General features: G+C 70.9%; 20 protein-coding genes and 1 other RNA gene. 17 read left to right on the top strand and 4 right to left on the bottom strand.

Annotation, left to right across the window (positions count from 1 at the left end; all coding sequences use genetic code 11):
• Nucleotides 1-164: 164 nt before the first annotated feature.
• The 7 genes from ACGWYJ_RS05950 (at nt 165) to ACGWYJ_RS05980 (ending at nt 12,887) form a co-directional block, all read left to right on the top strand.
• Nucleotides 165-830 (top strand): HAD family hydrolase, encoded by a 666-nt coding sequence (locus tag ACGWYJ_RS05950; RefSeq protein WP_395104549.1) that lies wholly within the window; start codon nt 165-167, stop codon nt 828-830.
• Nucleotides 831-891: 61 nt separating this feature from the next.
• Nucleotides 892-1,398: a DUF6912 family protein gene (locus tag ACGWYJ_RS05955; RefSeq protein WP_395104550.1), complete on the top strand. Its 507-nt coding sequence runs from the start codon at nt 892-894 to the stop codon at nt 1,396-1,398.
• A gap of 72 nt (nt 1,399-1,470) precedes the next feature.
• Complete coding sequence (pruA, locus tag ACGWYJ_RS05960; RefSeq protein ID WP_395104551.1) at nt 1,471-3,102, top strand: L-glutamate gamma-semialdehyde dehydrogenase; 1,632 nt, start codon at nt 1,471-1,473, stop codon at nt 3,100-3,102.
• Nucleotides 3,103-3,243: 141 nt separating this feature from the next.
• Nucleotides 3,244-3,954 (top strand): HAD family hydrolase, encoded by a 711-nt coding sequence (locus tag ACGWYJ_RS05965; protein ID WP_395104552.1) that lies wholly within the window; start codon nt 3,244-3,246, stop codon nt 3,952-3,954.
• A gap of 90 nt (nt 3,955-4,044) precedes the next feature.
• Entirely contained in the window at nt 4,045-6,006 is a 1,962-nt protein-coding gene (locus tag ACGWYJ_RS05970; RefSeq protein WP_395104553.1) for an acetoacetate--CoA ligase, read from the top strand.
• A 238-nt stretch (nt 6,007-6,244) separates the two neighbouring features.
• On the top strand, nt 6,245-7,879 hold the full coding sequence (locus tag ACGWYJ_RS05975; protein WP_395104554.1) for a serine/threonine-protein kinase: 1,635 nt from the start codon (nt 6,245-6,247) through the stop codon (nt 7,877-7,879).
• Between the two features lie 109 nt (nt 7,880-7,988).
• Entirely contained in the window at nt 7,989-12,887 is a 4,899-nt protein-coding gene (locus ACGWYJ_RS05980) for an NAD-glutamate dehydrogenase (RefSeq protein ID WP_395104555.1), read from the top strand.
• A 151-nt stretch (nt 12,888-13,038) separates the two neighbouring features.
• On the opposite strand, the gene prfB is transcribed toward ACGWYJ_RS05980, so the two are convergent.
• Nucleotides 13,039-14,154, bottom strand: a complete 1,116-nt coding sequence (prfB, locus tag ACGWYJ_RS05985) for a peptide chain release factor 2 (RefSeq protein WP_395104556.1) — start codon at nt 14,152-14,154, stop codon at nt 13,039-13,041.
• Nucleotides 14,155-14,328: 174 nt separating this feature from the next.
• Here prfB and ACGWYJ_RS05990 point away from each other — a divergent pair, with 174 nt between their 5' ends.
• Nucleotides 14,329-15,429: a hypothetical protein gene (locus ACGWYJ_RS05990; protein ID WP_395104557.1), complete on the top strand. Its 1,101-nt coding sequence runs from the start codon at nt 14,329-14,331 to the stop codon at nt 15,427-15,429.
• Between the two features lie 51 nt (nt 15,430-15,480).
• Here the strand turns inward: ACGWYJ_RS05990 and ACGWYJ_RS05995 are convergent, their stop codons facing one another.
• Complete coding sequence (locus tag ACGWYJ_RS05995) at nt 15,481-15,663, bottom strand: hypothetical protein (RefSeq protein ID WP_395104558.1); 183 nt, start codon at nt 15,661-15,663, stop codon at nt 15,481-15,483.
• A 453-nt stretch (nt 15,664-16,116) separates the two neighbouring features.
• On the opposite strand from ACGWYJ_RS05995, the gene ftsE reads away from it, so the two are divergent.
• The 7 genes from ftsE to ACGWYJ_RS06030 all read left to right on the top strand — a co-directional run bounded on the left by ftsE (nt 16,117) and on the right by ACGWYJ_RS06030 (nt 22,851).
• Nucleotides 16,117-16,806: a cell division ATP-binding protein FtsE gene (ftsE, locus tag ACGWYJ_RS06000; protein ID WP_285694346.1), complete on the top strand. Its 690-nt coding sequence runs from the start codon at nt 16,117-16,119 to the stop codon at nt 16,804-16,806.
• Between the two features lie 115 nt (nt 16,807-16,921).
• Nucleotides 16,922-17,827 (top strand): permease-like cell division protein FtsX, encoded by a 906-nt coding sequence (gene ftsX, locus ACGWYJ_RS06005; protein WP_395104559.1) that lies wholly within the window; start codon nt 16,922-16,924, stop codon nt 17,825-17,827.
• A gap of 27 nt (nt 17,828-17,854) precedes the next feature.
• Complete coding sequence (locus ACGWYJ_RS06010) at nt 17,855-19,084, top strand: S41 family peptidase (protein WP_395104560.1); 1,230 nt, start codon at nt 17,855-17,857, stop codon at nt 19,082-19,084.
• Nucleotides 19,085-19,100: 16 nt separating this feature from the next.
• Entirely contained in the window at nt 19,101-19,574 is a 474-nt protein-coding gene (gene smpB, locus ACGWYJ_RS06015) for an SsrA-binding protein SmpB (RefSeq protein ID WP_395104561.1), read from the top strand.
• A gap of 114 nt (nt 19,575-19,688) precedes the next feature.
• Nucleotides 19,689-21,611 (top strand): penicillin-binding transpeptidase domain-containing protein, encoded by a 1,923-nt coding sequence (locus ACGWYJ_RS06020; protein ID WP_395104562.1) that lies wholly within the window; start codon nt 19,689-19,691, stop codon nt 21,609-21,611.
• Nucleotides 21,612-21,913: 302 nt separating this feature from the next.
• Nucleotides 21,914-22,285: a transfer-messenger RNA gene (gene ssrA / locus ACGWYJ_RS06025) on the top strand.
• A 344-nt stretch (nt 22,286-22,629) separates the two neighbouring features.
• Complete coding sequence (locus tag ACGWYJ_RS06030; protein WP_395104563.1) at nt 22,630-22,851, top strand: hypothetical protein; 222 nt, start codon at nt 22,630-22,632, stop codon at nt 22,849-22,851.
• A 43-nt stretch (nt 22,852-22,894) separates the two neighbouring features.
• Here ACGWYJ_RS06030 and ACGWYJ_RS06035 read toward each other — a convergent pair whose 3' ends face one another.
• Together ACGWYJ_RS06035 and ACGWYJ_RS06040 are read right to left on the bottom strand one after the other, a co-directional pair.
• Nucleotides 22,895-24,334 carry an ATP-binding protein gene (locus tag ACGWYJ_RS06035; RefSeq protein WP_395104564.1) on the bottom strand — a complete coding sequence of 480 codons (1,440 nt, stop codon included), beginning with the start codon at nt 24,332-24,334 and terminating at the stop codon, nt 22,895-22,897.
• Nucleotides 24,335-25,042, bottom strand: coding sequence for a response regulator transcription factor (locus ACGWYJ_RS06040; RefSeq protein WP_395104565.1), 708 nt, complete (start codon nt 25,040-25,042; stop codon nt 24,335-24,337). It lies immediately after the preceding gene.
• A gap of 97 nt (nt 25,043-25,139) precedes the next feature.
• Here ACGWYJ_RS06040 and ACGWYJ_RS06045 point away from each other — a divergent pair, with 97 nt between their 5' ends.
• Complete coding sequence (locus tag ACGWYJ_RS06045) at nt 25,140-25,874, top strand: PepSY domain-containing protein (RefSeq protein ID WP_395104566.1); 735 nt, start codon at nt 25,140-25,142, stop codon at nt 25,872-25,874.
• A 167-nt stretch (nt 25,875-26,041) separates the two neighbouring features.
• Nucleotides 26,042-26,605: a DUF6328 family protein gene (locus ACGWYJ_RS06050; protein ID WP_395104567.1), complete on the top strand. Its 564-nt coding sequence runs from the start codon at nt 26,042-26,044 to the stop codon at nt 26,603-26,605.
• Nucleotides 26,606-26,826: the final 221 nt, after the last annotated feature.

Here is a 26,826-nt window from a genome sequence, read left to right on the forward strand (position 1 = left end):
AGGGGGTATGCCCGGCTCGCTCCGAGCCCTTGATCGGGCACTGTGAGCGAGCACTGTGATCGAGTCCGGTGATCGAGCGCGTGATCATGTGGCCGCCACCGCCGCCGGTTGCGTGATCACGGCCTCCGGTGCGGCCGGGAACGGGCATCGCTTACCATCGCCCCGTGAGCGTCGATTCCGCCCAACCCCCGGCCAACCACGTCAAAGCAGTCATCACCGACTGGGGTGGCGTGCTGACCTCCCCGCTGAAGGAGGCGATCGCCGTCTGGCTGGCCGCCGAGCGGATCGACCCCGAGCGCTACCGGACGGTGATGCGCGCGTGGGTCACCGGAGCCTACGGCAGCGGCGGCCCCAGCCCCGTGCACGGGCTGGAGGACGGCAGCCTCCAGGTCGCCGAGTTCGAGCGGCTGCTGGCCGCCGAGCTGGTGACCGTGGACGGCGGCCCGGTCGCGGCCGAGGGCCTGATCAACCGGATGTTCGGCGCGTTCGCCCCGGTCGAGCCCATGTACGAGGCGCTGCGCACCGCACGCGCCGCCGGGCTGCGCACCGCGCTGCTGTCCAACTCCTGGGGCAACGACTACCCGCGCGACCTGTTCGCCGACCTGTTCGACGCCGTGGTGATCTCCGCGGAGGTCGGCATGCGCAAGCCGGACGAGCGCATCTTCCGGCACGCCCTCGACCTGGTGGGGCTGCCCGCCGAGCAGTGCGTGTTCATCGACGACATCGAGCACAACATCGCCGCCGCCCGCGCCCTGGGCATGCGGGCCATCCACCACACCGCCGTGGACACGACCCTCACCGGCCTGCGGGCCATGGGGCTGCCCGTCTGACCCGCCCAGGGGACGGCCTGCGCACCGGCCGGTGCGCTGATCTGGCAGACTGCCGAGCGTCATGCGCGTCTACGTCCCGTCCACGCTCACCGGCCTCGCCCGCGTCCTGGCGGACAAGGAGGTCGGGCCCGCGCCGCTCGCCGCGTACGCGGTGACGCCCGCGCTGCGCGAGTGGTACGCGTCGGGCGATCTCGAGGAGCTGGAGTACGCGGCGATGACCGCCGCCGCCCGCGCCTCGCTGCGGCTGCTGGCCGCCGAGCCGGAGGCCCCCGCGCGGCGGGTCGTCCTGGCCGCCGAGGTCCCCGACGAGCTGGTCCGCGCCGGGTCCGGTGACCGGTTCGACGAGCAGACCCGGGCCCTCGTCCAGGTGACCGAGCCGATCCCGTGGCGCGCGATCGCCTCCGGCCATGTGGACGACGAGTCCGCCGTCCCCGACGTCCGGGCGGCCGTCCAGGCCGTGCCGGCCGCCGACAAGGGCGACGAGGACGCCCGCTTCACCGTCGACGGCGCCGAGGGGCACGAGCTGCTCTGGTACGCCACCCAGGAGCTGGAGCACCTGGTCCCCTGACCGTCCGCTGATTTCGAGGGGTCCTCCCGTGGGTATTCCTGGCGTGCCGGCCGGAACATCCAGGGAGCGAAGATGGACGCCGTAGTCACCGTGCCCGAACCGGCGAACGAGCCGGTCAAGCCGTACGCGCCCGGCAGCCCCGAACGGGCCGCCCTGGAGGCGAGGATCAAGGAACTGGGCGGCGGGCAGACCGAGCTGACCATGACGATCGGCGGCGAGCGCAGGCTCGGCGGCGGCGAGCCGATCGAGGTCGTCCAGCCGCACGACCGCAGGCGCGTGCTCGGGCGGATGGGCAACGCCACCGGGCAGGACGTGCTGGCGGCGATCGAGGCGGCCCGCGCGGCGGCGCCGGGATGGCGCGCGATGCCGTTCGAGGACAGGGCGGCGATCCTGCTGCGGGCCGCCGATCTGCTGTCCGGGCCGTGGCGGGCCACGATCAACGCCGCCACCATCCTGGGCCAGTCCAAGTCCGTGCACCAGGCGGAGATCGACGCCGCCTGCGAGCTGATCGACTTCTGGCGGTTCAACGTCTCCTACGCGCGGCGGCTGCTGGCCGACCAGCCGATCTCGTCCGCCGGGGTGTGGAACCGGATGGACTACCGCCCGCTGGAGGGCTTCGTCGTCGCCATCACCCCGTTCAACTTCACCGCGATCGCGGGCAACCTGCCGACCGCGCCGGCGCTGATGGGCAACGTGGTGATCTGGAAGCCGTCGCCCACCCAGCAGTTGGCCGCGCACCACACGATGCGGCTGCTGGAGGAGGCGGGCCTGCCGCCCGGCGTGATCAACCTGGTGACCGGGGACGGCCGAGCGGTGTCGGAGGTGGCGCTGCGCCACTTCGACCTGGCCGGGATCCACTTCACCGGGAGCACCACCACGTTCCAGCACCTGTGGCGGACGGTGGGCGAGAACATCTCCGGCTACAGGAGCTACCCGAGGCTGGTGGGCGAGACCGGCGGCAAGGACTTCGTGGTCGCGCATCCGTCCGCCGACCTCGCGGTACTGAAGACGGCGCTGGTCAGGGGCGCGTTCGAGTATCAGGGGCAGAAGTGCTCGGCCGTGTCCCGCGCGTACGTGCCGCGCTCGATCTGGAACCGCATGCGGGACGACTTCTGCGACGAGGTCAAGTCCCTCCCCATGGGCAACGTCGCCGCCGACCTGTCCCTGTTCCTGGGGGCGGTGATCGACGACCGGGCGTTCGCCAAGCACCGGCGGGCGCTGGAGCGGGCCCGCGCCGTCGACACCGTGAAGGTGCTGACCGGCGGGACGCTGGACGACTCCGAGGGCTGGTTCGTCCAGCCGACCGTGCTGGAGTGCGGCGATCCCGAGGACGAGATCTTCGTCAAGGAGTACTTCGGCCCCATCCTGGGCGTGCACGTCTACGAGGACGCCGAGTACGACGCCATGCTGGACCAGATGGAGAGCGTCGCCGATTACGCGCTGACCGGCGCGATCGTCGCGCGGGACCGGGTGGCGATCGCCGACGCCACCGAGCGGCTGCGGTTCGCGGCCGGCAACTTCTACATCAACGACAAGCCCACCGGCTCGATCGTCGGCCAGCAGCCGTTCGGCGGCGCCCGTGCCAGCGGCACCAACGACAAGGCCGGGTCGATCGTCAACCTGACCCGCTGGGTCGGCATGCGCTCGATCAAGGAGACCTTCGTCCCCCCGACCGACCATCGCTACCCCCACATGGGGCGCTGACCGGACACCCGTACCCGCCTTGGCGCCCGCCTTGCGGTAATCGGGCGCCAGGGCCGACGATATGCTCGCCCGTACCCGGAAGGCGTACGGGCAAGCCGCGGCGGCACCGCCGCGCCGCCCTCCGATGCGCATGGGAACGGGATGACGACGCTGAACCGTCTGGTGCTGTGGAACATCGATCACACGCTCGTGGACGTCGGACGGGTCACCCGGGAGGTCTACGCCGAGGCGTTCCAGCGGACCATCGGGCGCCCGCTGGTGCGGCTCGCCCCCACCCCCGGCCGCACCGAGTCGGAGATCATCTTCGAGACGCTGGCGTTCAACGACGTGGTCACCACCGACGACCATCTGCCCGCCTTCATGCGGGCGTTGGCCGAGGCGTTCGCGACCCGCCGGGCGGACCTGAAAACGCACGGGCGGGTGCTGGCGGGGGCCAGGGAGACGCTGGACGCGCTGGGACGGCTGCCCGACACCGCGCAGTCGGTGCTGACCGGCTCGATCGAGCCGAACGCGGTGCTGAAGGTGACCGAACTCGGCCTGGCCGACCGGCTGGACCTGGAGGTCGGCGGCTACGAGAACGGCGTCTACAGCAAGGCCGCGCTGCTGGAGCTGGCGCGCAGCAGGGCGGGCGCGAAGAACGGCGTCCAGTACGGGGAGTCGGCGACCGTCTACATCGCCGACTCGCCGCGGGACGTGCAGGCCGCGCACATCGCCCGGTCGCCGATCATCGCGGTGGCGACCGGCAGCGCGACCGCCGCGGAGCTGCGCGGCGCGGGGGCCGACGTGGTGCTGCCGACCCTGGCCGACACCGACGCCGTGGTCCGCGCCGTCCTGGAACTGACGGGGCGCTGACGGGGCGCCGGCGGCCGCGGACCCGCCGAGATCGCCCGGGGTGCGCGCATCATATCCTCGGCACGATGCTGGAAGGGCGAAGGGACGATCATGTCACGTGGTCATGAGGTTGCCGAGGGCACGCTGCTGTGGGAGCCGTCGGAGGAGGTCGTCGCCAACGCGCGGGTGACCCGCTTCATGCGCTGGCTGCGGGACCGTGGCGTGCGGGCCGAGTCCTACGACGAGCTGTGGCGCTGGTCGGTGACCGGGATCGACGCGTTCTGGGACGCGCTGTGGACGTACTTCGAGGTCGTCGGCGAGCGCGGCGACGGCCCGGTGCGCACCGGCGGGCCCATGCCGGTGGACGGGCTGCGGTGGTTCCCGGGCGCGACCCTCAACTACGCCGCGAACGCGCTGCGGCACGCCCAGGCCGACCCGGACGGCACCGCGGTGATCTTCCGTTCCGACGCGGGCGGGCACCGCGTCCTGTCGGGCCGCGAGCTGTGCCTCCAGGTCGCGGAGGTCCGCGCCGGGCTGGCCGAGCTGGGCGTCGGCAAGGGCGACCGGGTCGCGGCCTACCTGCCCAGCATCCCCGAGACGCTGATCTGCTTCCTGGCCACCGCCTCGCTCGGCGCGATCTGGTCGTCCTGCTCGCCCGACTTCGGCTCGGCCTCGGTCATCGACCGGTTCGCCCAGATCGAGCCCAAGGTGCTGGTCGCCGTGGACGGCTACGGCTACAACGGCAAGCGGTTCGACCGGCGCGAGGTCGTCGCGGAGATCGAGGCGGCGCTGCCCACGCTGGCCGCGACCGTCCTGATCCCATACCTGGACCCGGCCTCCACCCCGGACGGCCTCCGCGTCGGCATGCGCTGGGCCGACCTGCCCAAGCCCGACCGGGACGAGCTGGAGTTCGAGCCCGTCCCCTTCGACCACCCGCTGTGGGTGGTCTACTCGTCCGGGACGACCGGGCTGCCCAAGCCGATCGTGCATGGGCACGGCGGGGTCGTCCTCGAACACTTCAAGGCCCTCACCTTCCATCAGGACCTGGGGCCCGGAGACGTTTTCTTCTGGTACACCACCACCGGCTGGATGATGTGGAACTACCTCATCGGCGGCCTGCTGGTGGGCTCCACCGTCGTCCTGTACGACGGCGCGCCCCTCGACCTGTGGAAGATGGCCGCCGACACGGGCGTCACCTACATGGGCGTGGGCGCGCCCTACATCACCGCCTGCGCCAAGCGGAACGAGCGCCCAGGACAGGAGTACGACCTGTCGCGGCTGCGCGGCATCGGCTCCACCGGGTCGCCGCTGCCCCCGGAGGGGTTCGCCTGGGTGTACGAGGCGGTCGGCAAGGACCTGCTCCTCGGCTCCATCTCCGGCGGCACCGACGTGTGCACCGGCTTCGTCGGCCCGTCCCCGCTGCTGCCCCTGTACGCGGGCGTCATCCAGTGCCGTGGCCTGGGCGCCAAGGTCGAGGCGTACGGCGACGACGGCAAGCCCGTCATCGACGAGGTCGGGGAACTGGTCATCACGGAGCCCATGCCGTCGATGCCGGTGTTCTTCTGGGGCGACGACGACGGCGCGCGCTACCGCGAGTCGTACTTCGAGACGTTCCCCGGCGTATGGCGGCACGGCGACTGGATCAAGATCCGCCCGGACGGCGGCTGCGTGATCTACGGGCGGTCCGACTCGACGCTCAACCGGGGCGGGGTGCGGATGGGCACCGCCGACTTCTACCGCGTGGTGGAGGCGTTCCCCGAGATCGCCGACAGCCTGGTCATCGACACCGGGCGGCTGGGCGAGGAGGGGCGGCTGGTCCTGTACGTCCAGCCCGCCGAGGGCGCGGAGCTGACCGAGGAGCTGATCGCCCGGCTCAGGCGGGAGTTGCGCTCGGCGCTGTCGCCACGCCACGTCCCGGACGAGATCCACCGGGTGCCGGGGGTCCCGCGTACGCTGTCGGGCAAGAAGCTGGAGGTGCCGGTCCGCAGGATCCTCCAGGGGACCCCGGTCGAGAAGGCCGCCAACCGCGACTCGCTCGCCAACCCCGAGGTCCTCGACCACTACGTTCCCTGACGCCTCTCCGGTGCCGGTGAGATCCGAACCGCTCAATTCCCTCGGTGATCACGAGAGGCATGGAATGATGTCCCGGTCACCGGGTATGTGCGGCTTCGGCCGGTGCATGGGTTCTCGGGTCCGGTGAACTCGCCCCGGGTTCGGGGCGTCCCACAATCAGGGGATCGGTCTGCGCCGACCGGGACCGGTCCGGTTCGGCGACCCGGTTCCGTCGGGTCCAGAGAGGGCGGTCTGACGCATGGAGGTTGCGGCGCTGCGTTCCGGCGATCCGGAACGCCTCGGGCCGTACGCCCTGATCGGCCGCATCGGCGAGGGCGGCCAGGGCACCGTGTTCCTCGCCGAGGACGGGCGGGGCTCGCGGGTCGCGCTCAAGCTGCTGCACTCCGAGCTGACCTCCGACGACAAGGCGCGCGCCCGGTTCCTGCGCGAGCTGGAGGTGGCCAAGAAGGTCGCGCCGTTCTGCACCGCGCAGGTGCTGGACGCCGACGCCGACGGCGACCGCCCCTACATCGTCAGCGAGTACGTCCCCGGCCCGTCCCTCAACGAGCTGGTGCTCTCGCAGGGGCCGCTGAGCGGCGCCGCGCTGGAACGGCTGGCGGTCGGCACCGCCACGGCGCTGGCGGCGATCCACCAGGCCGAGATCATCCACCGCGACTTCAAGCCGCACAACGTGCTGATCGGCGTCGACGGGCCGCGCCTGATCGACTTCGGGGTGGCCCGCGCGATCAGCGGCGCCACCACGCTGACCAGCAAGGTGATCGGCACCCCCTCGTACATGGCGCCCGAGCAGTTGCAGGGCGACGAGATCGGGCCCCCGGCCGACGTGTTCTGCTGGGCGGCCACGCTGGTCTTCGCCGCGACGGGCGAGCCGCCGTTCGGGCAGGACACCATCCCGGCCGTCATCAACCGGATCCTGCACAACGAGCCCGAGCTGGGCGACCTGGACGGGCCGCTGCGCGACCTGGTCGTCGACTGCCTGGACAAGGAGCCGGCCAACCGTCCCGACGCGCAGCAGTTGCTGATGCGGCTGCTCGGTCACCAGACGGCGCCCGCGCCCGCCGCCGGGCTGCGCGAGCCCGCCGGCGCCGCCGCGGGGGCCGGCGAGGCGGCGGACGCGACGGCGATGCTGGCCGCCGGCAGCGTGCTGGCCGCCGAGCTCGGCGACGACGAGGCGTTCACCGCCGTGTCGTCCCGCCCCCGCGCCACGGTCGGCACCGGCCACCGGCTGGAGTTCGACGAGACCGCGGGGTCCGGCGAGTACGAGACCGGGCCGCGGGACGGCGGCGACGATCCCTGGGACTCGCGCGAGGTCGCCGATGTGATCGAGGCCACCGAGTTCGACGACTGGCCCGACCCGCCGGTCCGGTCCCGCGACACCGGTGAGCACGCGGTCGGCCCCCACCCGTCGTCCTCGGCGGAATGGGCCGTGCAGAACACGCAGCCCCGCGAGGTCGCCGGTGGCGGCGGGAGCAGGCTCCGCCAGGCGGTGTCGAGCCCGCGCCGCGCCGCCGCGGTCGCCGGCGCGGCCGCGTCGGTCGTCACCATCGCGGTCGTCTCGATGGTGATCGCCCTGAACGGCGGCGAGGACGGCAAGACCGGGCATCCGGTCAACGACTGGCAGCCGCCCCCGTCCGCCAGCGTGTCCCCCAGCGTCGAGCCGTCCCTGCCCGTCGAGGAGACGCCGGTGCGGCAGCCCATGCCGACCTACCGGCCGCCGTCCGAGACGCCGACGCCCTCGCCGTCCGTCTCGGCGACCCCGACGCCGAGCGACGAGCCGTCCAGCCCCGATCCGGAGCCGAGCGTGACGCCGACGCAGACGACTCCGACACCTCCGGACGAATGCCCCGAGCCGCCCCCGCAGGAAGGATGTTGACCCCCCGCGGGTCGATGCCTCCCGGTCGGCTTTGGGTCGGTTCATGGCTACGCTTGCGCAGTGAGCGGCGCCACAACGGGGTGGCGAGGGGCTTCAAGGGGAGTTGTTGATGGTCGGCAAGCTCGATCAGGCGAAGGACGACCTGCTCCGGCGGGCGGCGGAGACATGCGCGCAGCGCCGGGGAGGGCGGCGCGGCGAGGTGCCGGAGGCGGTCGAGTACCTACGGCTCTACTACCGCAACGTGGCGCCGGAGGACCTGCTCTCGCGCGACCCGGCCGACGTCGGCGGGCCCGCGATGGCGCACCGGCTCCTCGGCGAGGAGCGGCCGCAGGGCCGCGCCAAGGTGCGGATCTTCACGCCGACGCTGGAGGAGCACGGCTGGGACCCCGGGCACACCGTCGTGCAGGTGGTCACCGACGACATGCCGTTCCTGGTCGACTCGGTGACCATGGAGCTGAACCGGCACCAGCTCACCACCCACCTGATCGTCCACCCGCTGCTCGGGGTGGACCGGGACGTGACCGGCAGGCTCAAGGCGTTCCGGCACAAGATGGCCAGCGACCACGACCTCGACGAGTCGTGGATCCACATCGAGGTGGACCGTACCAGCGACCGGGCGCGCCTGGACGAGCTGGAGCGCGACCTGCTGCGCGTGCTGAACGACGTGCGGGTCGCGGTCGAGGACGAGCAGAAGATGCGGTCGCGGGCCGGTGAGATCGCGCTGCGCATCCAGGAGGAGCCGCCGCCGCTGCCGGAGGCCGAGCTCGCCGAGGGCGTCGAGCTGCTGGACTGGCTGGCCGACGGCCACTTCACCTTCCTCGGCTACCGCGACTACACCCTCAGCGACGACGGCGCGGCGCTGAAGCCGGAGCCGGGCACCGGCCTGGGCCTGCTGCGCAGCGACAAGCGCGAGTCCGACAGCTTCGCCGCGCTGCCCCCCGAGGTCAGGGCCAGGGCCACGGAGAAGCGGCTGCTGGTGCTGACCAAGGCCAACTCGCGGTCGACCGTGCACCGTCCCACCTACCTGGACTACATCGGCGTCAAGAAGTTCGACGCCAAGGGCGAGGTGGTGGGCGAGCGCCGCTTCCTGGGCCTGTTCACGCACGTCGCCTACAGCGAGTCGATCGCCAACGTCCCGGTGCTGAAGAAGAAGCTGGCCGAGGTGCTGGAGCGCGCGGAGTTCACCGCCGACAGCTACGACGGCCAGGACCTGATCGAGATACTGGAGAGCTACCCGCGCGACGAGCTGTTCCAGATCTCGGTGGACGACCTGCTGCCCATCGCGATCGGCGTGCTGCGGCTGCGCGACCGCCGCCGGCTCAAGCTGTTCCTGCGCAAGGACCTGTACGGGCGGTTCATGTCCTGCATGGTCTACCTCCCGCGCGACCGCTACACCACCCAGGTCCGGCTGCGCATCCAGGAGATCCTGCGCAGCGCGTTCGCCGGCGTCAGCGTCGACTACAGCGCCAACGTGACCGAGTCGGTCCTGGCCAGGCTGCACGTGGTGGTGCGCGGCGAGCGCGGCCGGCCGCTGCCGGACGTGGACGCCGACGAGCTGGAGACCCGGCTGGCCGCGGCGACCCGCTCCTGGGCCGACGACCTGGCCGACGCCATCGTCGAGCAGTGCGGCGAGGAGCAGGCCGGGCTGCTCACCCGCCGGTACGCGGAGGCGTTCCCCGAGGGCTACAAGGCCGACTTCCCCGCCCGTACCGCCGTCGCCGACCTCAAGCGGCTGGACGGGCTCGGCGCCGACCACGACACCTCGATCAACCTCTACGAGCCGTACGGCGCGGCGCCGGGCGAGCGGCGGCTGAAGATCTACCGGCTGGGCGAGCCGATCTCGCTGTCCCAGATCCTGCCGCTGCTGCAGAACATGGGCGTCGAGGTGATCGACGAGCGGCCGTACGAGATCATCCCGCGCGCCCCCCGCATCGAAGCGAGGAGCGGCGAGTCGGCCTCCACCGGGTCGGCGGGGTCGTCCTCCCAGGCGCTCGAACGGGAACGGGCGTGGATCTACGACCTCGGGCTGCGCTACCGGCCGCCGGAGGGCATCCCGGACGAGACCGCCAAGGAACTGTTCCAGGACGCGTTCACCGCGCTGTGGCAGGGCCAGATCGAGAACGACGGGTTCAACGCGCTCGTCCTGCATGTGGGGCTCACCTGGCGGCAGGCGATGATCCTGCGCGCCTACGCGCTCTACCTGCGGCAGACCGGCAACGCGTTCTCCAAGCGCTACTTCGAGCAGGTGCTGCTGCGCAACCCCGCCATCACCCGGCTGCTGGTCAGGCTGTGGGAGAGCCGCCTCGACCCGGCGCTGGCCGATGGCGAGGCCGAGCGCAGCGCGGGGATCGCCGAGGAGCTGGACGGCAGGCTGGAGGACGTCGCCAGCCTCGACGAGGACCGCATCCTGCGCGCCTACCGGTCGATGATCAACGCGACCCTGCGCACCAACTACTACCAGCGCAAGCCGTACCTGTCGCTGAAGTTCGACCCGTCGCTGATCCCGGACCTGCCCGAGCCCCGGCCCAAGTACGAGGTCTTCGTGTACTCGCCCCGGGTGGAGGGCGTCCACCTGCGGTTCGGATCGGTGGCCCGCGGCGGGCTGCGCTGGTCCGACCGGCGCGAGGACTTCCGCACCGAGATCCTCGGGCTGGTCAAGGCCCAGGCGGTGAAGAACACCGTGATCGTCCCCGCCGGGGCCAAGGGCGGGTTCGTCGGCAAGCAGCTGCCCGACCCGTCCGCCGACCGCGAGGCGTTCATGCGGGCGGGCATCGCCTGCTACAAGGACTTCATCTCCGGCCTGCTGGACATCACCGACAACATGGTGGACGGCAAGGTGGTGCCGCCGCCCGACGTCGTCAGGCACGACGGCGACGACACCTACCTGGTGGTCGCCGCCGACAAGGGCACCGCCAGCTTCTCCGACATCGCCAACGAGGTCGCCGCGTCCTACGGGTTCTGGCTGGGCGACGCGTTCGCCTCCGGCGGCTCGGTCGGCTACGACCACAAGGCGATGGGGATCACCGCCCGCGGCGCCTGGGAGTCGGTCAAGTACCTGTTCCGCTCGCTGGGCAAGGACGTCCAGAACGAGGACTTCACGGTGGTCGGCATCGGCGACATGTCCGGCGACGTCTTCGGCAACGGGATGCTGCTGTCCAAGCACATCAAGCTGGTCGCCGCGTTCGACCACCGGCACGTGTTCATCGACCCCGATCCCGACCCGGCCCGCTCCTTCGCCGAACGGGAACGCCTCTTCAAGCTGCCCCGCAGCTCCTGGGAGGACTACGACGCCTCGCTGATCTCCAAGGGCGGCGGGGTGTTCCCGCGCAGCGCCAAGTCCATCCGGCTCACCCCGGAGATGCGGGCGGCGCTGGGGATCGGCGGCGACGTCACGGCGATGACCCCCTACGAGCTGATCCGCGCCGCCCTGTGCGCCCCGGTGGACCTGCTCTGGAACGGCGGCATCGGCACCTACGTCAAGGCGTCCACCGAGAACAACGCCGACGTGGGCGACAAGGCCAACGACCCGGTGCGCGCCAACGCCTCCGACCTGCGCTGCAAGGTGATCGGCGAAGGCGGCAACCTCGGCCTCACCCAGCTCGCCCGGATCGAGTTCGCGCGCGGCGGCGGGCTGGTCAACACCGACTTCATCGACAACTCCGCCGGGGTCGACACCTCCGACCACGAGGTCAACATCAAGATCCTGCTGGACCAGGCCGTCCGGGACGGGGAGCTGACCGGCAAGCAGCGCGACACCCTGCTCTACGAGATGACCGACGAGGTCGCCGACCTGGTGCTGCGCGACAACTACGCGCAGAACGTCGTGCTGGCCGCCGCCCGCGCGCAGGCCGCGTCCATGCTGCACGTCCACGCCCGCTACCTGCGCAAGCTGGAGCGGGACGGCGACATCAACCGGCGCCTGGAGTTCCTGCCCGACGACAAGGCGCTGGCCGAGCGCCGCCAGGCCGGCCTGGGCCTCACCGGGCCGGAGTTCTCCGTCCTGCTGGCCTACGGCAAGCTCACCCTGGACGCCCAGCTGATCGCCTCCAACCTGCCCGACGACCCGTACCTGGAGTCGTGGCTGGTGGACTACTTCCCGTCCCCGCTGCGCGAACGGTTCCGCTCGTACATGGACCGGCACCCGCTGCGCCGCGAGATCATCACCACCGCGGTGGTGAACGACGTGATCAACAACAGCGGGATCACCTTCGGCTTCCGGATCAGCGAGGAGACCGGGGCGTCCGCCCCGGACATCGCCCGCGCCTACCTGGTGGCCCGCGAGGTCTTCGACATGCCGCGGTTCTGGCGGTCCGTGGAGGGCCTGGCCCACCAGGTGGACGAGTCCACCCAGATCAGGATGCTGCTGGAGGCCCGCAAGCTGACCGAGCGCGGCGCCCGCTGGCTGCTGTACAACCGGCGGCCCCCGTTCGACATCCGGGAGAACATCGACTTCTTCGCCGAAGGCGCCGTGACCCTCGGCGGGCGGCTGCCCGAGCTGCTGACGGGACTCGACCTGACCGCCTTCGAGCAGCGCCGGGACGAGTTCGCCGAGCGCGGCGTCCCGCGGGAGCTGGCCGAGCAGGTCGCGATGCTGGTGCCCGCGTTCTCCACCTTCGACCTGGTGGCGATCGCCCACGAGATCGGCCGTCCCGTCGAGGAGGTCGCCGAGGTCTACTTCGTCCTGGCCGAGCGCCTGCAACTGTCCCGGCTCCGCGAGCGCATCATCGCCCTGCCGCGCGACGACCGCTGGCGCTCCATGGCGCGCTCGGCGCTACGGGACGACCTGTACGCGGCGCACGCGGCCCTCACCCGCGACGTGCTGGTCACCAGCGAGCCGGGGGCCAGGCCGGAGGACCGCCTGGTCCTCTGGGCGGACAAGAACCGCACCGCGGTCAACCGCGCGCAGCAGACCCTTTCGGAGATCTGGGAGAGCGACAGCTTCGACCTGGCCACCCTCTCGGTCGCCCTGGGCGCCATCCGCACCCTGGTGACGGCCAGCGGGCTCTAGACCCGCCGCCATGGCCGACATTCGCCACAATAGGTCTTTCGCAGGGTGACCACTCGGTCACCCTGCGAGGATGATCCGCGATCGGGTGCCGGACGGTCCCGTTACTGTCGACCGCTGCGGCGGGACCGTCCGGCACCCGTCGGGATCCGGCTCAGCCGGCCTGCGTCTCCCGCTGGCGCATCCAGCGGATCTCGGCCTCGATGAACTCGTCGATCTCGCCGTCCAGGACGGCGGCGGGATTGCCGACCTCGACGCCGGTGCGCAGGTCCTTGACGATCTGGTACGGGTGCAGCACGTAGTTGCGGATCTGCGTGCCCCAGCTGCTGGTGCCCTCACCGCGCAGCTGCGACATCTTCTCCGCCTCCTCCTGCCGCTTGCGCTCCAGCAGCTTGGCCTGCAGGACGCTCATCGCGGTCGCGCGGTTCTGCAACTGGCTGCGCTCGTTCTGGCAGGAGACCACGATCCCGGTGGGGAGGTGGGTGATGCGCACCGCCGAGTCGGTGGTGTTGACGCCCTGGCCGCCGGGCCCGGACGAGCGGTACACGTCGATGCGCAGGTCGTTCTCGTCGATGTCGACGTGGTCGCTCTGCTCGACGACCGGCACCACGTCCAGGCCGGCGAAGGAGGTCTGGCGGCGGCCCTGGTTGTCGAACGGGGAGATGCGGACCAGCCGGTGGGTGCCGTGCTCGCCGCGCAGCGTCCCGTAGGCGTAGGGGGCCTTCACCGCGAAGGTGGTGGACTTGATCCCGGCCTCTTCGGCGTAGGAGGTCTCGTAGATCTCGGTGGGGTAGTTGTGGCGCTCGGCCCACCGCAGGTACATGCGCTGCAACTGCTCGGCCCAGTCGGCGGCGTCCACCCCGCCGGCCTGGGCGTTGATGGTGACCAGCGCCTCGCGCTCGTCGTACTCGCCGGACATCAGCGTGCGGACCTCGAGCTGCTGGATCGCCTTGTGCAGCGCGACCAGCTCCTCGTCGGCCTCCTTGCGGGTGTCCTCGTCGTCCATCTCCCCGGCGAGCTCGTAGAGGGTGGCGGCGTCCTCCAGGCGCTGGCGCAGCCCCTCGACCCGGTTCAGCTCGCTCTCCAGGTACGACAGGCGGCGCGTCACGGCCTGCGCGTGCTCCTGGTCGCTCCACAGCTCGGGGTCGGCGGACTGCTCGCGCAACTCGGCGATCTCGCGCCGCATGCCGTCCAGATCCAGCACCTGCTCGATGCCGGAGAGCGTCGCGCCGAGCTCCTTGAGCTGCTCTTCGGGATCCATGGCTGCCACGCTTCGAGCCTATCGCTGTCCTGGCACTGCCCGAGCGCGCTGGTGCCGGGTCCGCCGGAAGACCCGAACCAATACGCTTTCGATGGCAGAATCACGGATCACCACGGCGGAACGGGTCCAGCGCGTGCGATCCGTCCGTGCAGGGCCGGGGGAGAGGTTGGTTCAGACGGGGCCATGAGGGTCACTGGTACGGTTCGGCGGGCCTGGGTGCTGGTCGCCGCGTTGGCGGTCGTCCCGGTCGCCGCCTCCGCGTGCGGGGGCAGCGCGCCCGAGGTGCGTCCCACCACCCTGGTGACCACCACCAAGCCGGAGCCGCTGCCGCTGACGCTGGAGGTGGCGCGGCGCGAGTACCGGGCGTTCCTGGCCAACGACGACGTGGCGCGGGCGGCCGGCGACGAGCGGCTGGCGCTGACCTGGGTCTCGGACGGCGAGTCCGCCCTGACCGCCGCCGAGTACCGCAGGGCCGCGTTCGACGGCGACCCCGTGAAGCGGTACGACTACGGGACCCCCAAGCTGTACGTGCCGAAGCTGGAGCCCGACGTGTACCCGCAGTGGTTCGTGGCGTCGGTTCCGCGCCAGGAGAGGGGCGACTCCAAGAGCAGGCGCACCGTCCTCATGGCGTTCATCCTGCGGGCACCCGGGGAGCGCTGGACGCTGAGCCTGCGGACCGTGCTGGCGCCCAAGGCCAAGGAGCCCAAGGTCGTCGTCGACGCCTACGGGTACGCCGAGCCGATGAACACGGCCGACACCAGCGTGCTGATCCGGCCCCGCGAGGTCCCCGGGATCCAGGCGACCGTGGCCTCCGAGGGCCCCGACAGCGTGGCCGCGCGGGTCATGAAGTCCGGTCCCCTCACCACCGGCTACTACGCCAAGGCCCGCAAGGAGAGGCGGCGGGCCAAGGCCAAGGGGCTGACGCGCACCACCGTGATCACCGCGACCCAGTACCCGATCTTCCAGTTGCGCACCGAGAACGGCGGGGGGCTGGTGCTGTACTCCCTGTTCCGCAGCACCGTCACCGGGGTCGAGGACGAGGAGGACGAGACCGCCAGGCCCCCGATCCCGCCCGAGGCCGAGCATCTGCTGGACGGGACGATCGAGGGCGACGAGGTCCATGTCTTCGAGACGCTGCAGTTCGCGGCGTTCGACCCCGCCCGTCCCAAGGAGGGCCGGGGCGGCCGGGGCGGCGCTCCGGCGCGGCCCAAGGCGGAGGTGATCGCCGAGGCGGGCGGCGTCCACAAGGCCGACACGCCTGAGGAGAAGAAGACGCCCAACTGAACCGCTGAAGCGGGCGGAGAGGCGGGCGGAAAGCGGCGGCGGGGCGGCGGCTCAATAGACGCGCTGGACCACCAGGGCGGCGAAGAAGAGGGCGACGAGGACGGCGAGAACGACGGCGGGCGGAACGGACGGCCCGTGCCGGTGCATCTCGTCCCGGGCGTTCCGGCAGGTGGCGCAGCGGCCCTCCACCACCGGACCCGAGCACCGGGCGCAGATCAGATGTTCGCAGCTCATATGGCCGTCTCTCTCCATCCGGAAGTTCCTGTCACTGAGAACTTTAAGCGTGAATCGACGGCATTCCGCATGTCCTGGCTGTAAAGTCCTGGAGCAGGCCGAGGCCCGGGCCGGGTCGAGGCGGTCGTCCCCCGCCTTTACACTGCACAGGGCCTCTACACTGCTCGGCGTCACAGTACGGGCCGTCCCATGGGCCGGGGCACACCGTCCGATGAGCTGTATGATGCCGCCCCAGGCGGTGCCGCCCGGATGTCACCGGACGCGTGTCACCAGGCAAGTGTCGCCGAGCGGAAGGTCAGTGTCACCAGAGACGCCAGAGCAGTCGCCTCACCGGAAGCCACGAATACACTACAGTCCGCAGTTTCGGGACGACAACAGATAGAGCCGCGATCCTCCCGTTCAAGACCGCGCGGGTCCTTCGCAAGAATGGTGCTGAACCACCGTGATGCAGCCATGATCCATTTCGACAACGTCACCAAGGTCTACCCGACCCAGAACCGGCCCGCCCTGATGCACGTGAACGTCGCCATCGAGAAGGGCGAGTTCCTGTTCCTGGTGGGCCCGTCCGGTTCGGGGAAGTCGACCTTCCTCCGGCTGATCCTCAAGGAGGAGCGTCCTTCCCAGGGGCACGTCCACGTGGCGGGCAAGGACCTGAGCCGGCTCAGCAACTGGAAGGTGCCGCACCTGCGCCGCAGGATCGGCTGCGTGTTCCAGGACTTCCGCCTGCTCCCCAACAAGAACGTGTTCGAGAACGTCGCGTTCGCCCTCGAGGTGATCGGCAAGCCGCGGCGCTTCATCTCCAAGGTGGTTCCCGAGGTCATCGACCTGGTCGGCCTGGAGGGCAAGGCGCACCGGATGCCCGACGAGCTCTCCGGCGGCGAGCAGCAGCGGGTGGCGATCGCCCGCGCGTTCGTCAACCGCCCCATGATCCTGCTGGCCGACGAGCCCACCGGGAACATCGACCCGGCGACCTCGATCGGCATCATGAAGGTGCTGGACCGTATCAACCGGACCGGCACCACCGTGGTCATGGCCACCCACGACGCAGCCATCGTCGACGCGTTCCGCAAGCGGGTCGTCGAGCTGGAGGACGGCCGCGTGGTGCGGGACCAGTCCCGCGGCGTCTACGGCCAGGCCTACTGAGATCACGCATCTGAACCGAAGGTCCGTGAACGGGCGTATGACATCGCGACGTATGACATAGCCTGCACCGGACCCACCCTCCCCGCGGGGCTAAGGCGAACAAGGACAGCGAGGCATGCGCGTACAGTTCGTAGTCCAGGAGATCTGGATCGGTCTCCGCCGGAACCTGACGATGACGGTCTCCCTCGTCATCACGGTCGCCATCGCCATGGCGCTCTTCGGCACCGGCCTTCTCATCCGGCAGCAGGTCAACTCCTCCAAGACCTACTGGTACGACAAGGTCGAGGTCTCGATCTTCCTGTGCGCCAAGACCAGCTCCAACCCCAGCTGCCAGAAGGCGGACGCGACCCAGCAGCAGAAGGACCAGCTCAAGGCGGAGCTGGAGCGGCTGCCGCAGGTCGCCAACGTGGAGTACGAGAGCAAGCAGCAGGCGTACGCGCGCTTCAAGGATCGCTTCGCCAGCACCCCCGGCTTCGTGGAGAGCGCCAAGGAGGGGGACATCCCCGACTCCTACCGGATCCGCCTGAAGAACCCCGAGCAGTACAAGGCCGTCTCGCAGGCCGTGCTGGGGCGTCCCGGCGTGGACCAGGTGATCAACGAGCAGGAGATCCTGAAGAAGTTCTTCAACATCCTCAACGGCCTGCAATGGGCCGCGCTGTTCATAGCGCTGGTCCAGGTGATCGCGTCGGTGCTGCTCGTGGGCAACACCGTCCGGCTGTCGGCGTTCAACCGGCGCCGGGAGACCGGGATCATGCGGCTGGTGGGCGCGTCCAACACCTATATCCAGATGCCGTTCATCCTGGAGGGCGCGATCGCCGGGCTGATCGGCGGGATGTTCTCCTCGGTCCTGCTGGTGTTCAGCAAGCTGATGCTGATCGACCGGCTGGCCGGCAACGTCGACTTCGCCAGCAAGCTGGGCTGGGGCACGGTGGTGTGGGTCATCATCGTCTCGATCTGCTTCGGCGTGCTGCTGTGCGCGGTCGCCTCGTTCCTCACCTTGCGGCGGTATCTGCGGATCTAGCGGGGCGGCTCACCCTAAACTGACCGCATGTTCCGGTTGAGCGGTCGGGGACCGCGTGCGGGGGCGATCGTGATCGCCCTGGTCTGCGCGTACGCGGTGGGTGCGATCTCGGCCGGTGAACGGCGGTCCGCCAACGCGGCACGTCCCCTCCCCAAGGAGGGGACCGCGGCGCGCCTGGAGGCGTTCCTCGCGGCCTCACCGGGCCGGAACGCCCCGAGCCCCGCGGCGATCGAGTCCATGCTGCGCCGCCTGGGCGACAAGTGGGCGCGCTACTACTCCCCCCGCGAGTACGAGGAGTTCCGGGGACGCCTCGACGGCCGCTACAGCGGCGTCGGCCTGTGGCTCGCCGGCGAGGACGTCCAAGAGGGCACGACCCGCGAAGGGACCAGGTTGGCGCACGCCAAGGCGCACGCGGTGCTGGTGGCGGGCGTGCGGCCCAGCTCGGCGGCCGAGCGCGCCGGGGTGCGCGGCGGCGACGCGATCGTGGCCGTGGGAGGCCGCCCGGTGGCGGGCTGGGACCCGTCCGAGGTCGCGATGGCGCTGCGCGGGCGTCCCGGCACCCGGGTCGAGCTCACCGTCGCGCGTGACGGCGAGGAGCGGCGCTTCCAGCTCGTCCGCGAAGCCGTCCGGACCGGCGACGTCAGCGTGACCTCCGCGGACGACCGCACCCGCACCATCCGGGTGGACGCGTTCAGCCGCGGCGTGGGGCGCCAGGTGCGCGACGCCGTGGCCGGCCGCGGTCACGGGACCGGCGGCATCCTGCTCGACCTGCGCGGCAACCCCGGAGGGCTGCTGGAGGAGGCGGTGGAGACCGCCTCGGTGTTCCTGTCCACCGGCCCCGTCGTCACCTACGAGCGGGACGGGGCGTCCCCCCGTACCCTGACCGTGACGCGCCCGGGGGACCCGCTCACCCCGCTGGTGGTGCTCGTGGACGGCGGCACCGCCAGCGCCGCCGAGGTCGTCGCCGGATCCCTGCGCGACCGCGACCGCGCGGTGATCGTCGGATCGCGTACCTTCGGTAAGGGGGCGGTGCAGGAGCCGGTCGAGCTGCCGGACGGCTCCGCCGTGGAGGTCACCGTCGGTCGCTACCGGACCCCGTCCGGCCGTAACCTCGAAGGGGCGGGGATCGACCCCGACGTGACGGTGCCCGCCGATCGCCCGCCCGGCGTGGTGGAGCGGCGCGGCCGGTCGGTGCTGCGCGGCCTGCTGGCCACGCTGAGGACACACGACGGGGCTGGCGGGGCGGATCGAAGCTGATCGAGGCGGATGACGAGTGGCACGGGACACAGGGCGCAAGCTCATCGCGCAGAACAAACGCGCCCGCTACGACTACCACATCGATGACACGTGGGAAGCGGGCATGGTGCTGATGGGCACGGAGGTCAAGGCGCTGCGCGCCGGGCGGGCCTCCCTGACCGACGGCTACGCCCACGTCATGGACGGCGAGGTGTGGCTGGAGAACGTCCACATCCCCGAGTACACCCAGGGCACCTGGACCAACCACGCCCCGCGCAGGCGCCGCAAGCTGCTGCTGCACAAGCGGGAGATCCAGCGGATCACCGCCAAGACGTCCGAGCCGGGGTGGACGCTGGTGCCGCTCTCCCTGTACTTCAAGGACGGTAAGGCCAAGGTCGAGATCGGCCTGGCCCGTGGTAAGAAGACCTACGACAAGCGCCAGGCCATCGCCAAACGCGAGGCCGACCGCGAGATGCGGCGCGCCACGGCCGCCCGCTTCAAGGGACGGTGAGAGCCGAATGACCCGCGACGGGCGTGCCCGGCCACGTTCCAAGGGACGGTGAGAACCCGAGATGACCCACCACGGGCGTATCCGGCCGCGTTCCAAGGCACGGTGAGGGGGCCGATGAGCGAGCGCGTCCGCGTCAGGGCCCGCCGGGTGATCGCGATGGCGTCCTGTGCCGGCCTCGTGATCGCCGGGGCGACCGCCTGCTTCGCCGAGCCGTCCGCGCTGCCGACGATGCGCGACTTCCTGATCGCCTGGCAGGTCGGCAACGTCCAGGCCGCGGCCTCCAAGACCACCGGCGCCGACCGGGCCGCCGTCGCCAGGGCGCTGGACGACGTGAGCGGCCAGCTCGACGCCGCCTCGCTGAAGCTGGCCCTGGGCACCCCCGTCCAGGAGGGCGCGGAACGCTCCGAGAGCCAGGCCATCGTGCGCAAGGGCGACACCGCCGAGGCCGACTTCGCGGTCAAGGTGGACCTCGGTGAGAACGGGCAGCCCTGGACCTACAAGGGCCACATGCGTCTCAAGCGCATCAACGGCGTCTGGAAGGTCGTGTGGGACCCGTCGATCATCCATCCCAGCCTCAAGCCGGGGCAGCGGCTCGCCGTGGTGACCGAGGTGCCCCCTCGCGCCCCCATCCAGGACTCCGCGGCCCGGTCGGTGCTGCGCGAGGTGCCGGCCGTGATCGTCGGCGTCTACCCGGGCCAGCTGCGCGAGCCGGACCAGACGGTGAGGCAGATGGTCCGGGCCACCAGGCTGGACGAGGGCCAGCTGGACTCCGAGCGGCTGCTCGGCCGGATCAGGTCGGCGCCGCCCAACGCGTTCCTGCCGCTGCTCACCCTTCAGCTCCCCGCCAACAACGCCCTGATCCTCCGGCTTCGCCAGATCCAGGGCCTCCAGTTCCGGCAGGACCGGGCACCGATCGCCCCGCTGCTCGCGCCGGAGCTGGTCGGCAGGCTCGGCCCCGCCACCGCCGACCGCCTCCAGCAGGTCGGCGCCCCGTACCAGATCGGCGACACGATCGGCGTCACCGGCCTGCAACTGCTCCAGCAGCGGCGGCTGGCGGGCATCCCCACCGTCCGGGTGGTCGCCCAGGACCCCGACGGCAGGGAGCGGCAGGAACTGCGGTCCTGGCCGGGCCAGGACCCGCAGCCCGTGCGCACCACCCTGGACCGCAAGATCCAGCCGCGGGCCGAGACGGCCCTCTCCGCCCTGCGCGTCCCCGCGTCCATGGTCGCGGTACGTCCCAGCACCGGGGAGATCCTGGCGGTCGCCAACCACCTCACCAAGGGCGAGAACCGGGCCATGGAGGCCCAGTACGCGCCCGGCATGGCGTTCAGCATCGTCTCGGCCCAGGCGCTGCTGAACAGCGGCATGGCCCAGAACGCGCGGACCGACTGCCCCCCGTCCGCGTCCGTGGGGGGCCGGACCTTCACCAACCCCGGCGGCGGGTCACGGGGGCGGGCCACCCTCCAATGGAACTTCGCGTACTCCTGCGCCACGACCCTGGTGTCCCTGAGTAACCGCCTGACCCCCGACGCGCTGGTGGCCGAGGCGGGACGGCTGGGGCTCGGCAAGAACTGGGGCCTGTCCGTCCCGGCGTTCTCCGGCACGGTCCCCAGGCCCGCCAACGACGCCGAGAAGGCCGCCCTGATGCTCGGCCAGGGCAAGGTGCGGGTCAGCCCGCTGGCCATGGCCCTGGTCGCGGGAGCCACCGAGAACGGCACCTGGCGTCCCCCGTACCTGCTGAACGACCCCCGCGACCCCCAGCAGGTGGCGGCGCAGCCGCTCAACCCCGTCACGACCTCGGACATGAAGCTGCTCATGCGCCGCTCGGTCGCCCAGGGCACCGCCAGGTCCGCGAACGTCGCCGGGGGCGCCCGGGTCTCCGGCGTCGCCGCCATCGCCGATCAGGACGGCAAACCCGTCTCCTGGTTCGTCGGCTCCCGTGGCGACCTGGCCTTCGCCATCGCCGTGGAGGGCAGGGTCAACGCCGCCGCGGTCGCCTCCTACTTCCTCACCGGGCCCCCCAGGGCCGCCCGCTGACCCCTTTGTGATCCTTTTACGACCGTCGAGCAACCACCCACGGCCCTACGAGCGTCTTTACAGGTGACTGAGGATCCGCTTGGGGGGTTGCGGACCCAGTCGCCGTGATGAGACCAGGGCCTCGTCTCGGGGGAGGCCCTGCCGTCCGGACCGGCCCGACCCTGCCGGTCGGCCCCGGTGAGCGCTGACACAGCCGCTCACCGGGGCGTCACTCTGTCCGGGAATGCGCTTGGCACCCGGAGCGTTAACCTTGTAGCGTCTCCTGCGGGCGTCCCAGGACGTCCGCGTTGACAACTGAACATGGGGGTGACCGGCTTCGACTTCGGTCGTTGGAGCCAGGGGAAGCGGGTCGAGGGTTGCTGTCGCGACCTCGATAATCCCGTGACGGCACACCAATAACTGCCAACAAGAAGCAGTCCGAGTTCGCCCTCGCCGCCTGAGGCGAGCGCGAACTCTGTCAGCCCGGGTGAGTCTCCGCCCCGGGATCTGGCATCATCAGGAGACTCACCTGCCCGCCCGGTCGCGGGGCGTGCAGGGACACCTCACAGCGACTGAGCCCGCCGGCGACTTGCCTGCGTGAGCGCCGGGGCTGAGAAAGCGATTAGCAGGCTGCACCCGGAGAAGCCCTGACTCATCACCGAAGGACGCGGGTTCGATTCCCGCCACCTCCACCCGACCGGCCTTGCTCGAACATCCGCCAACCGGCAGCGGTTGAGGCAACGCCGAGGTCTCGTCAACGGCCGTGATGCCGCCCCTAGGGGTGGTGTTGCGGCCGTTTTTTGTGTCTTGTGAGGCGGGGCTGGGGGGTTTGGTGGGGTTTGTTGTGGCCTGAAGGGGGCTTCAGGGTGCTTCAGGTCGGCCTCAGGTACGTCGGTCACGGTGAAGGCCGTTCGTAGGACCGTCGTCATCGAGGTCGGGAGGGGAAAGCCGATGAAGTCCAGCCTCGTCGAGGGGGGCCCTGGCGGCCTCCTGGGCTCGAAGATCCGTCAGCTGTTCATCTGGTTCGCGAGGTCTTCTCATGCGCGTACGCGAGGCTCAGACAGTCACCGAGAAATGGCGCTTCCAATGCCTGCGCTGCCTGCGCGTGTGGGAGGACCTGTACCAGGCGCGGTACCACGGCGACGCGACCGTGTGGTGGCTGAGCGGGGTGCCCGCGCAGCCGCCGTGGGCCGATCCGATCTGCCCGGGGTGTCTCGGGCTGCTGGTGAAGGCGCACGCGACGGGGCCGGTGGCCCACTGATGGGGCGGGCGGTGCGGAAGGAGTGGCACCGCCGTTACCACTACTACATGTGAGCGCGGGCGGGGATCAGGACCTCGAAGAGGGCTCCGCCTTCGGGGGCCTCGCCGACGGTGAGGTCCCCGCCGAGTGCCCGGACCAGGTCGCGGGCGATGGCCAGTCCGAGTCCGGCGCCGCCGTCGTCGCGGCTGCGGGCCTCGTCCAGGCGGACGAACCGTTCGAAGATCCGCTCGCGGTCGGCGGGCGGCACGCCCGTCCCGTCGTCGGCGACCCGCAGTACCACCGCGCCGTCCGGGCCGCCCAGGGACACGCGGACGCTGCTGGCCGCGTGCCGTTCGGCGTTGTCGAGCAGGTTGGACAGGACGCGGGCGAGCCTGCCGCGGCTGCCCTGGACCTTGGGTGCCTCCGCCATCTCGGCCTTGATGACCAGGTCACCGGAGGCGGGACGGTGCTCCAGTTCCTCCCGGACGAGTTCGGCGAGGTCCACCGGCTCCGGTGAGACGGGGTGGTCTCCGGCGTCGATGCGGGCGAGCAGCAGCAGGTCCGCGGTGAGGTGCTGGAGCCGTACGACATCGTCGATCAGTTCCGGCAGCTCCAGCAGCCCCGGGTGGGCGGTGGCCACCTCCAGTTGCGTGCGCAGCGAGGCGATGGGGCTGCGCAGCTCGTGGGCCGCGTCGGCGACGAAGGCGCGCTGCCGGTCCACCGAGCGTTCCAGGGCGGCGAGGGTCTGGTTCGTCGTGCCGGCGAGTTCGGCCACCTCGTCGCGCGACCTCGGCACGGGGACGCGCCGGGCCAGGTCGCCGGAGGAGGTGATCTCCTCCAGCTCGTGGCGGATGGCCGCCACGGGACGGAGCGCCCGCCGGGTGACCAGCCACGTCACGGCCGCCACCAGGGCCAGCAGCGGGGGAAGGCCGGCGAGCATCGTCCTGGTCACCGTGGCGACGGCCTCCCGTGTCATGGCGAGGCTCGCGCCCGCGTACACGGTGACGGTCTCCCCGGCGGGCGTGGTGACCTCCACCTCCGCGAACCGATAGTCGGAGGTGCGGCCGTCCACGGTGGCGCGGCCCGTGATGTGGCGGACCTCCTCCAAGACCTGGCCGCGCCGCGGATCCTCGTCATCGATGTCGTCGTCGTCCTCGCCGGGAGGTGTGGTGGCCACCGCCGCGCCGGGCCTGACCACGCGGTGGCCCGTGCCGCTGACGGCCTGCAACTGCACGCTTCGCGCGCGGACGCGTCCCGCCAGGTCGACGACCTGGACGGGCTGTTCGTCGGCGTCGTCCAGGTCGAGGCGGTCGTACGGGGTGCCGGTGGCGAGTTTGGCGGCGGTCTCACGGGCGGTGATCTCCGCTTGCAGGTCGGCGTGCTCGGCGAGGTTCACCCGGAGCAGGGACACCACGGCCAGTCCCGTGATGACCAGGGCCGCGCTGACGACGGCGGTCGCGCCCACGGTGGCGCGCGCCCGGACCGAGTCGAACAGGCCGGCCATCTAGTCGTCCCCGTCCCGCGGGCGCGGGGCGCCGCCGTCGGCGGCCAGGCGGTAACCGGCGCCGCGCACCGTCGTGATCGATCTGCGCCCGAACGGGGCGTCCAGCTTGCGGCGCAGCGCGCTGACGTAGACCTCGACGATGTTGGGGTCGCCCTCGTACGCCCCGTTCCACACATGCTCGATGATCTGCGTCTTCGACACCACCCGGCCGGCGTTGGCCGCCAGGTGTTCCAGGACGGCGAACTCCTTGGCGGTCAGGTCCACCTCGACGTTCGCGCGCCGCACCAGCCGGGCGGCGGGGTCGACGGCCAGGTCGCCGAGGACGATGACGGGGTCGCCGCCGCCGCGGGTGCGGCGGCGCAGCATGGCACGGATCCGGGCCAGCAGCACCACGTAGGAGAACGGCTTGGTGATGTAGTCGTCGGCGCCGGTGTCGAGCCCCTCGGCCTCGTCGTACTCGCCGTCCTTGGCGGTCAGCATGAGGATCGGGGTGTCGTTGCCCGCCGCGCGCAGGGCCGAGCAGACCCGGTAGCCGTTCATGCCGGGCAGCATGATGTCCAGGACGATCAGGTCGTAGTCGTTCTCGAACGCCCGGTTCAGGCCGGTGGTCCCGTCGCCGGCCAGGTCCACGGCGAAGCCCTCGGCGGCCAGGCCCCACGCCAGCGACCTTCCCAGGCGTCTCTCGTCCTCAACGATCAGCAGCCGCATGCCCTGCCCCGGTCCTTTGCGCCGTCCTTGCGTTGAGTAGTGATTCAGATACCTAGTGTAATCCCCGTGGAATGCAGATCAACGGGAGAAGGACCGCATGAAACTCGCCATGGGGAAGGCGTTGTCGCGACGAGGGCCGATGCTGGCGGCGGCGGTCGCGGCGGGCGCGCTGGCCGGGGTCGCCGGCACCTCGGTCGCCACCTCGGTCGTCGGGACGGACCATGGCGAGGGGCAGGTCACCGCCAGGCTCAGCATCGCGCACGCCGCCGAGACCGCGCTGGAGGCGGTCCCCGGCGGCCACATCGAGGGCCTGGAGCTGGACTACAACGGGCGCGTGCTGATGTGGGAGGTCGACGTCGTGGCCGCGGACGGCGCCATGCGGGAACTGCACATCGACTCCAACGAGCGCCGCGTACTGGCCAACCGCCTCGATCCCCCGGAGGCGGGCGAGGACGGCGACTGCGCGGGGGACGGTGACCTGACGCCGGGACCGTCGGACCAGGCGGCGGCGCTGCGCGCCGCGCGGATCAGCGCCGTCCAGGCGGGGCGGATCGCCTCCGAAGTCCAGCCCGGCACCGTGACCTCGGTGGACTTCGCGAGTACCGGCCGACGGGGCCGTTCTGGGAGGTCGACATCACCGACGGCGACGGCATGGCGCACACGCTGCTGGTGGACGCGGCCTCGGGCGAGATCGTCTCGCGGGGTGTCAAGGAGGAGGACGACGGCTGAACCGTCCCCGTCGCCGCGATTCACCGGCCTTTTACCAATGGACGGGGACGGCCGAATATCTCCGAATTCCCCGATTGGAACCGTTCGGCTCGAGCGAATGTGAACAACAGGCAAAGTCCGGGGATCGTTGTTTCATGGAATGATCCTCAGGGGATCAGGATGGAGGCAAGAGAAAGCCGGCGAGATCAAGGGGGGAGGAAACATCTCCGAGTTCCTGGCGATGATCGGACCTGGCCCGGGCACGGTGAATTCGCTGCGGTTATACCTGATATGACGAAGCTGCACAGAAGTCCCATAGATGAAAGCCCCGCCGAGCGCTCGGTGCGCAACTTCATCGAGCTCTTGCAGGGGTTGCGGGTCGCGGCGACCGGAGTCCAGGTGCTCTTCGCCTTTCTCCTGACCGTTCCCTTCGCCCACGGATACGACCGGCTTCCCGCCAAGGATCGTTGGCTGTTCTACCTCGCCCTGGTCGGGGCCGCGGTGGCGTCCGTCCTCTTCATCGCCCCCGTGGCCCAGCATCGGATCCTGTTCCGCCAGGGCAGAAAGGAGGCGCTGGTCCGGCAGTCGAACCTGTACGGCATCGTCGGATCGCTCGCGCTGGCCGTGTCGATGACCACCGGGATCATGGTGGTGGTCGACTTCATGTTCGCCGGGCGGCTGGCGATGGTCACCGCCATCGGCCTGGCCCTCCTCGCGGGCTGGCTCTGGTTCTGCAAACCGCTGGTCATCCGGATCCGCGGACGGCGGACCGCCTACCCCGACGAGGTCGAACGGGTGGCGGCGCCACCCCAGGCCCTCGGCACGCCGACAGAGGAGTCGAGCCGGCACTACTGATCAGATAATTCCGGCGAAAATGACAAGTCACCCATAAGCCCATTCTGTGGGGCGTTGTGGCCTGTACGCGTAAACGGGACCACGATGACCAACAGATGGTCAGGAATCGCACGGGGCCCAAATGCGCACCCGCGGGTTCTTCGGCCGCGGTCGATTCCCTTGCCAAGAAACATTCTCATGACGCATCGGCGCCGAGATCCGGGTATGGAACGCGCCGTCGA

Origin of the sequence: Actinomadura sp. SCN-SB (genome assembly GCF_043906805.1) — a bacterium.
Taxonomy (GTDB): Bacteria; Actinomycetota; Actinomycetes; order Streptosporangiales; family Streptosporangiaceae; genus Spirillospora.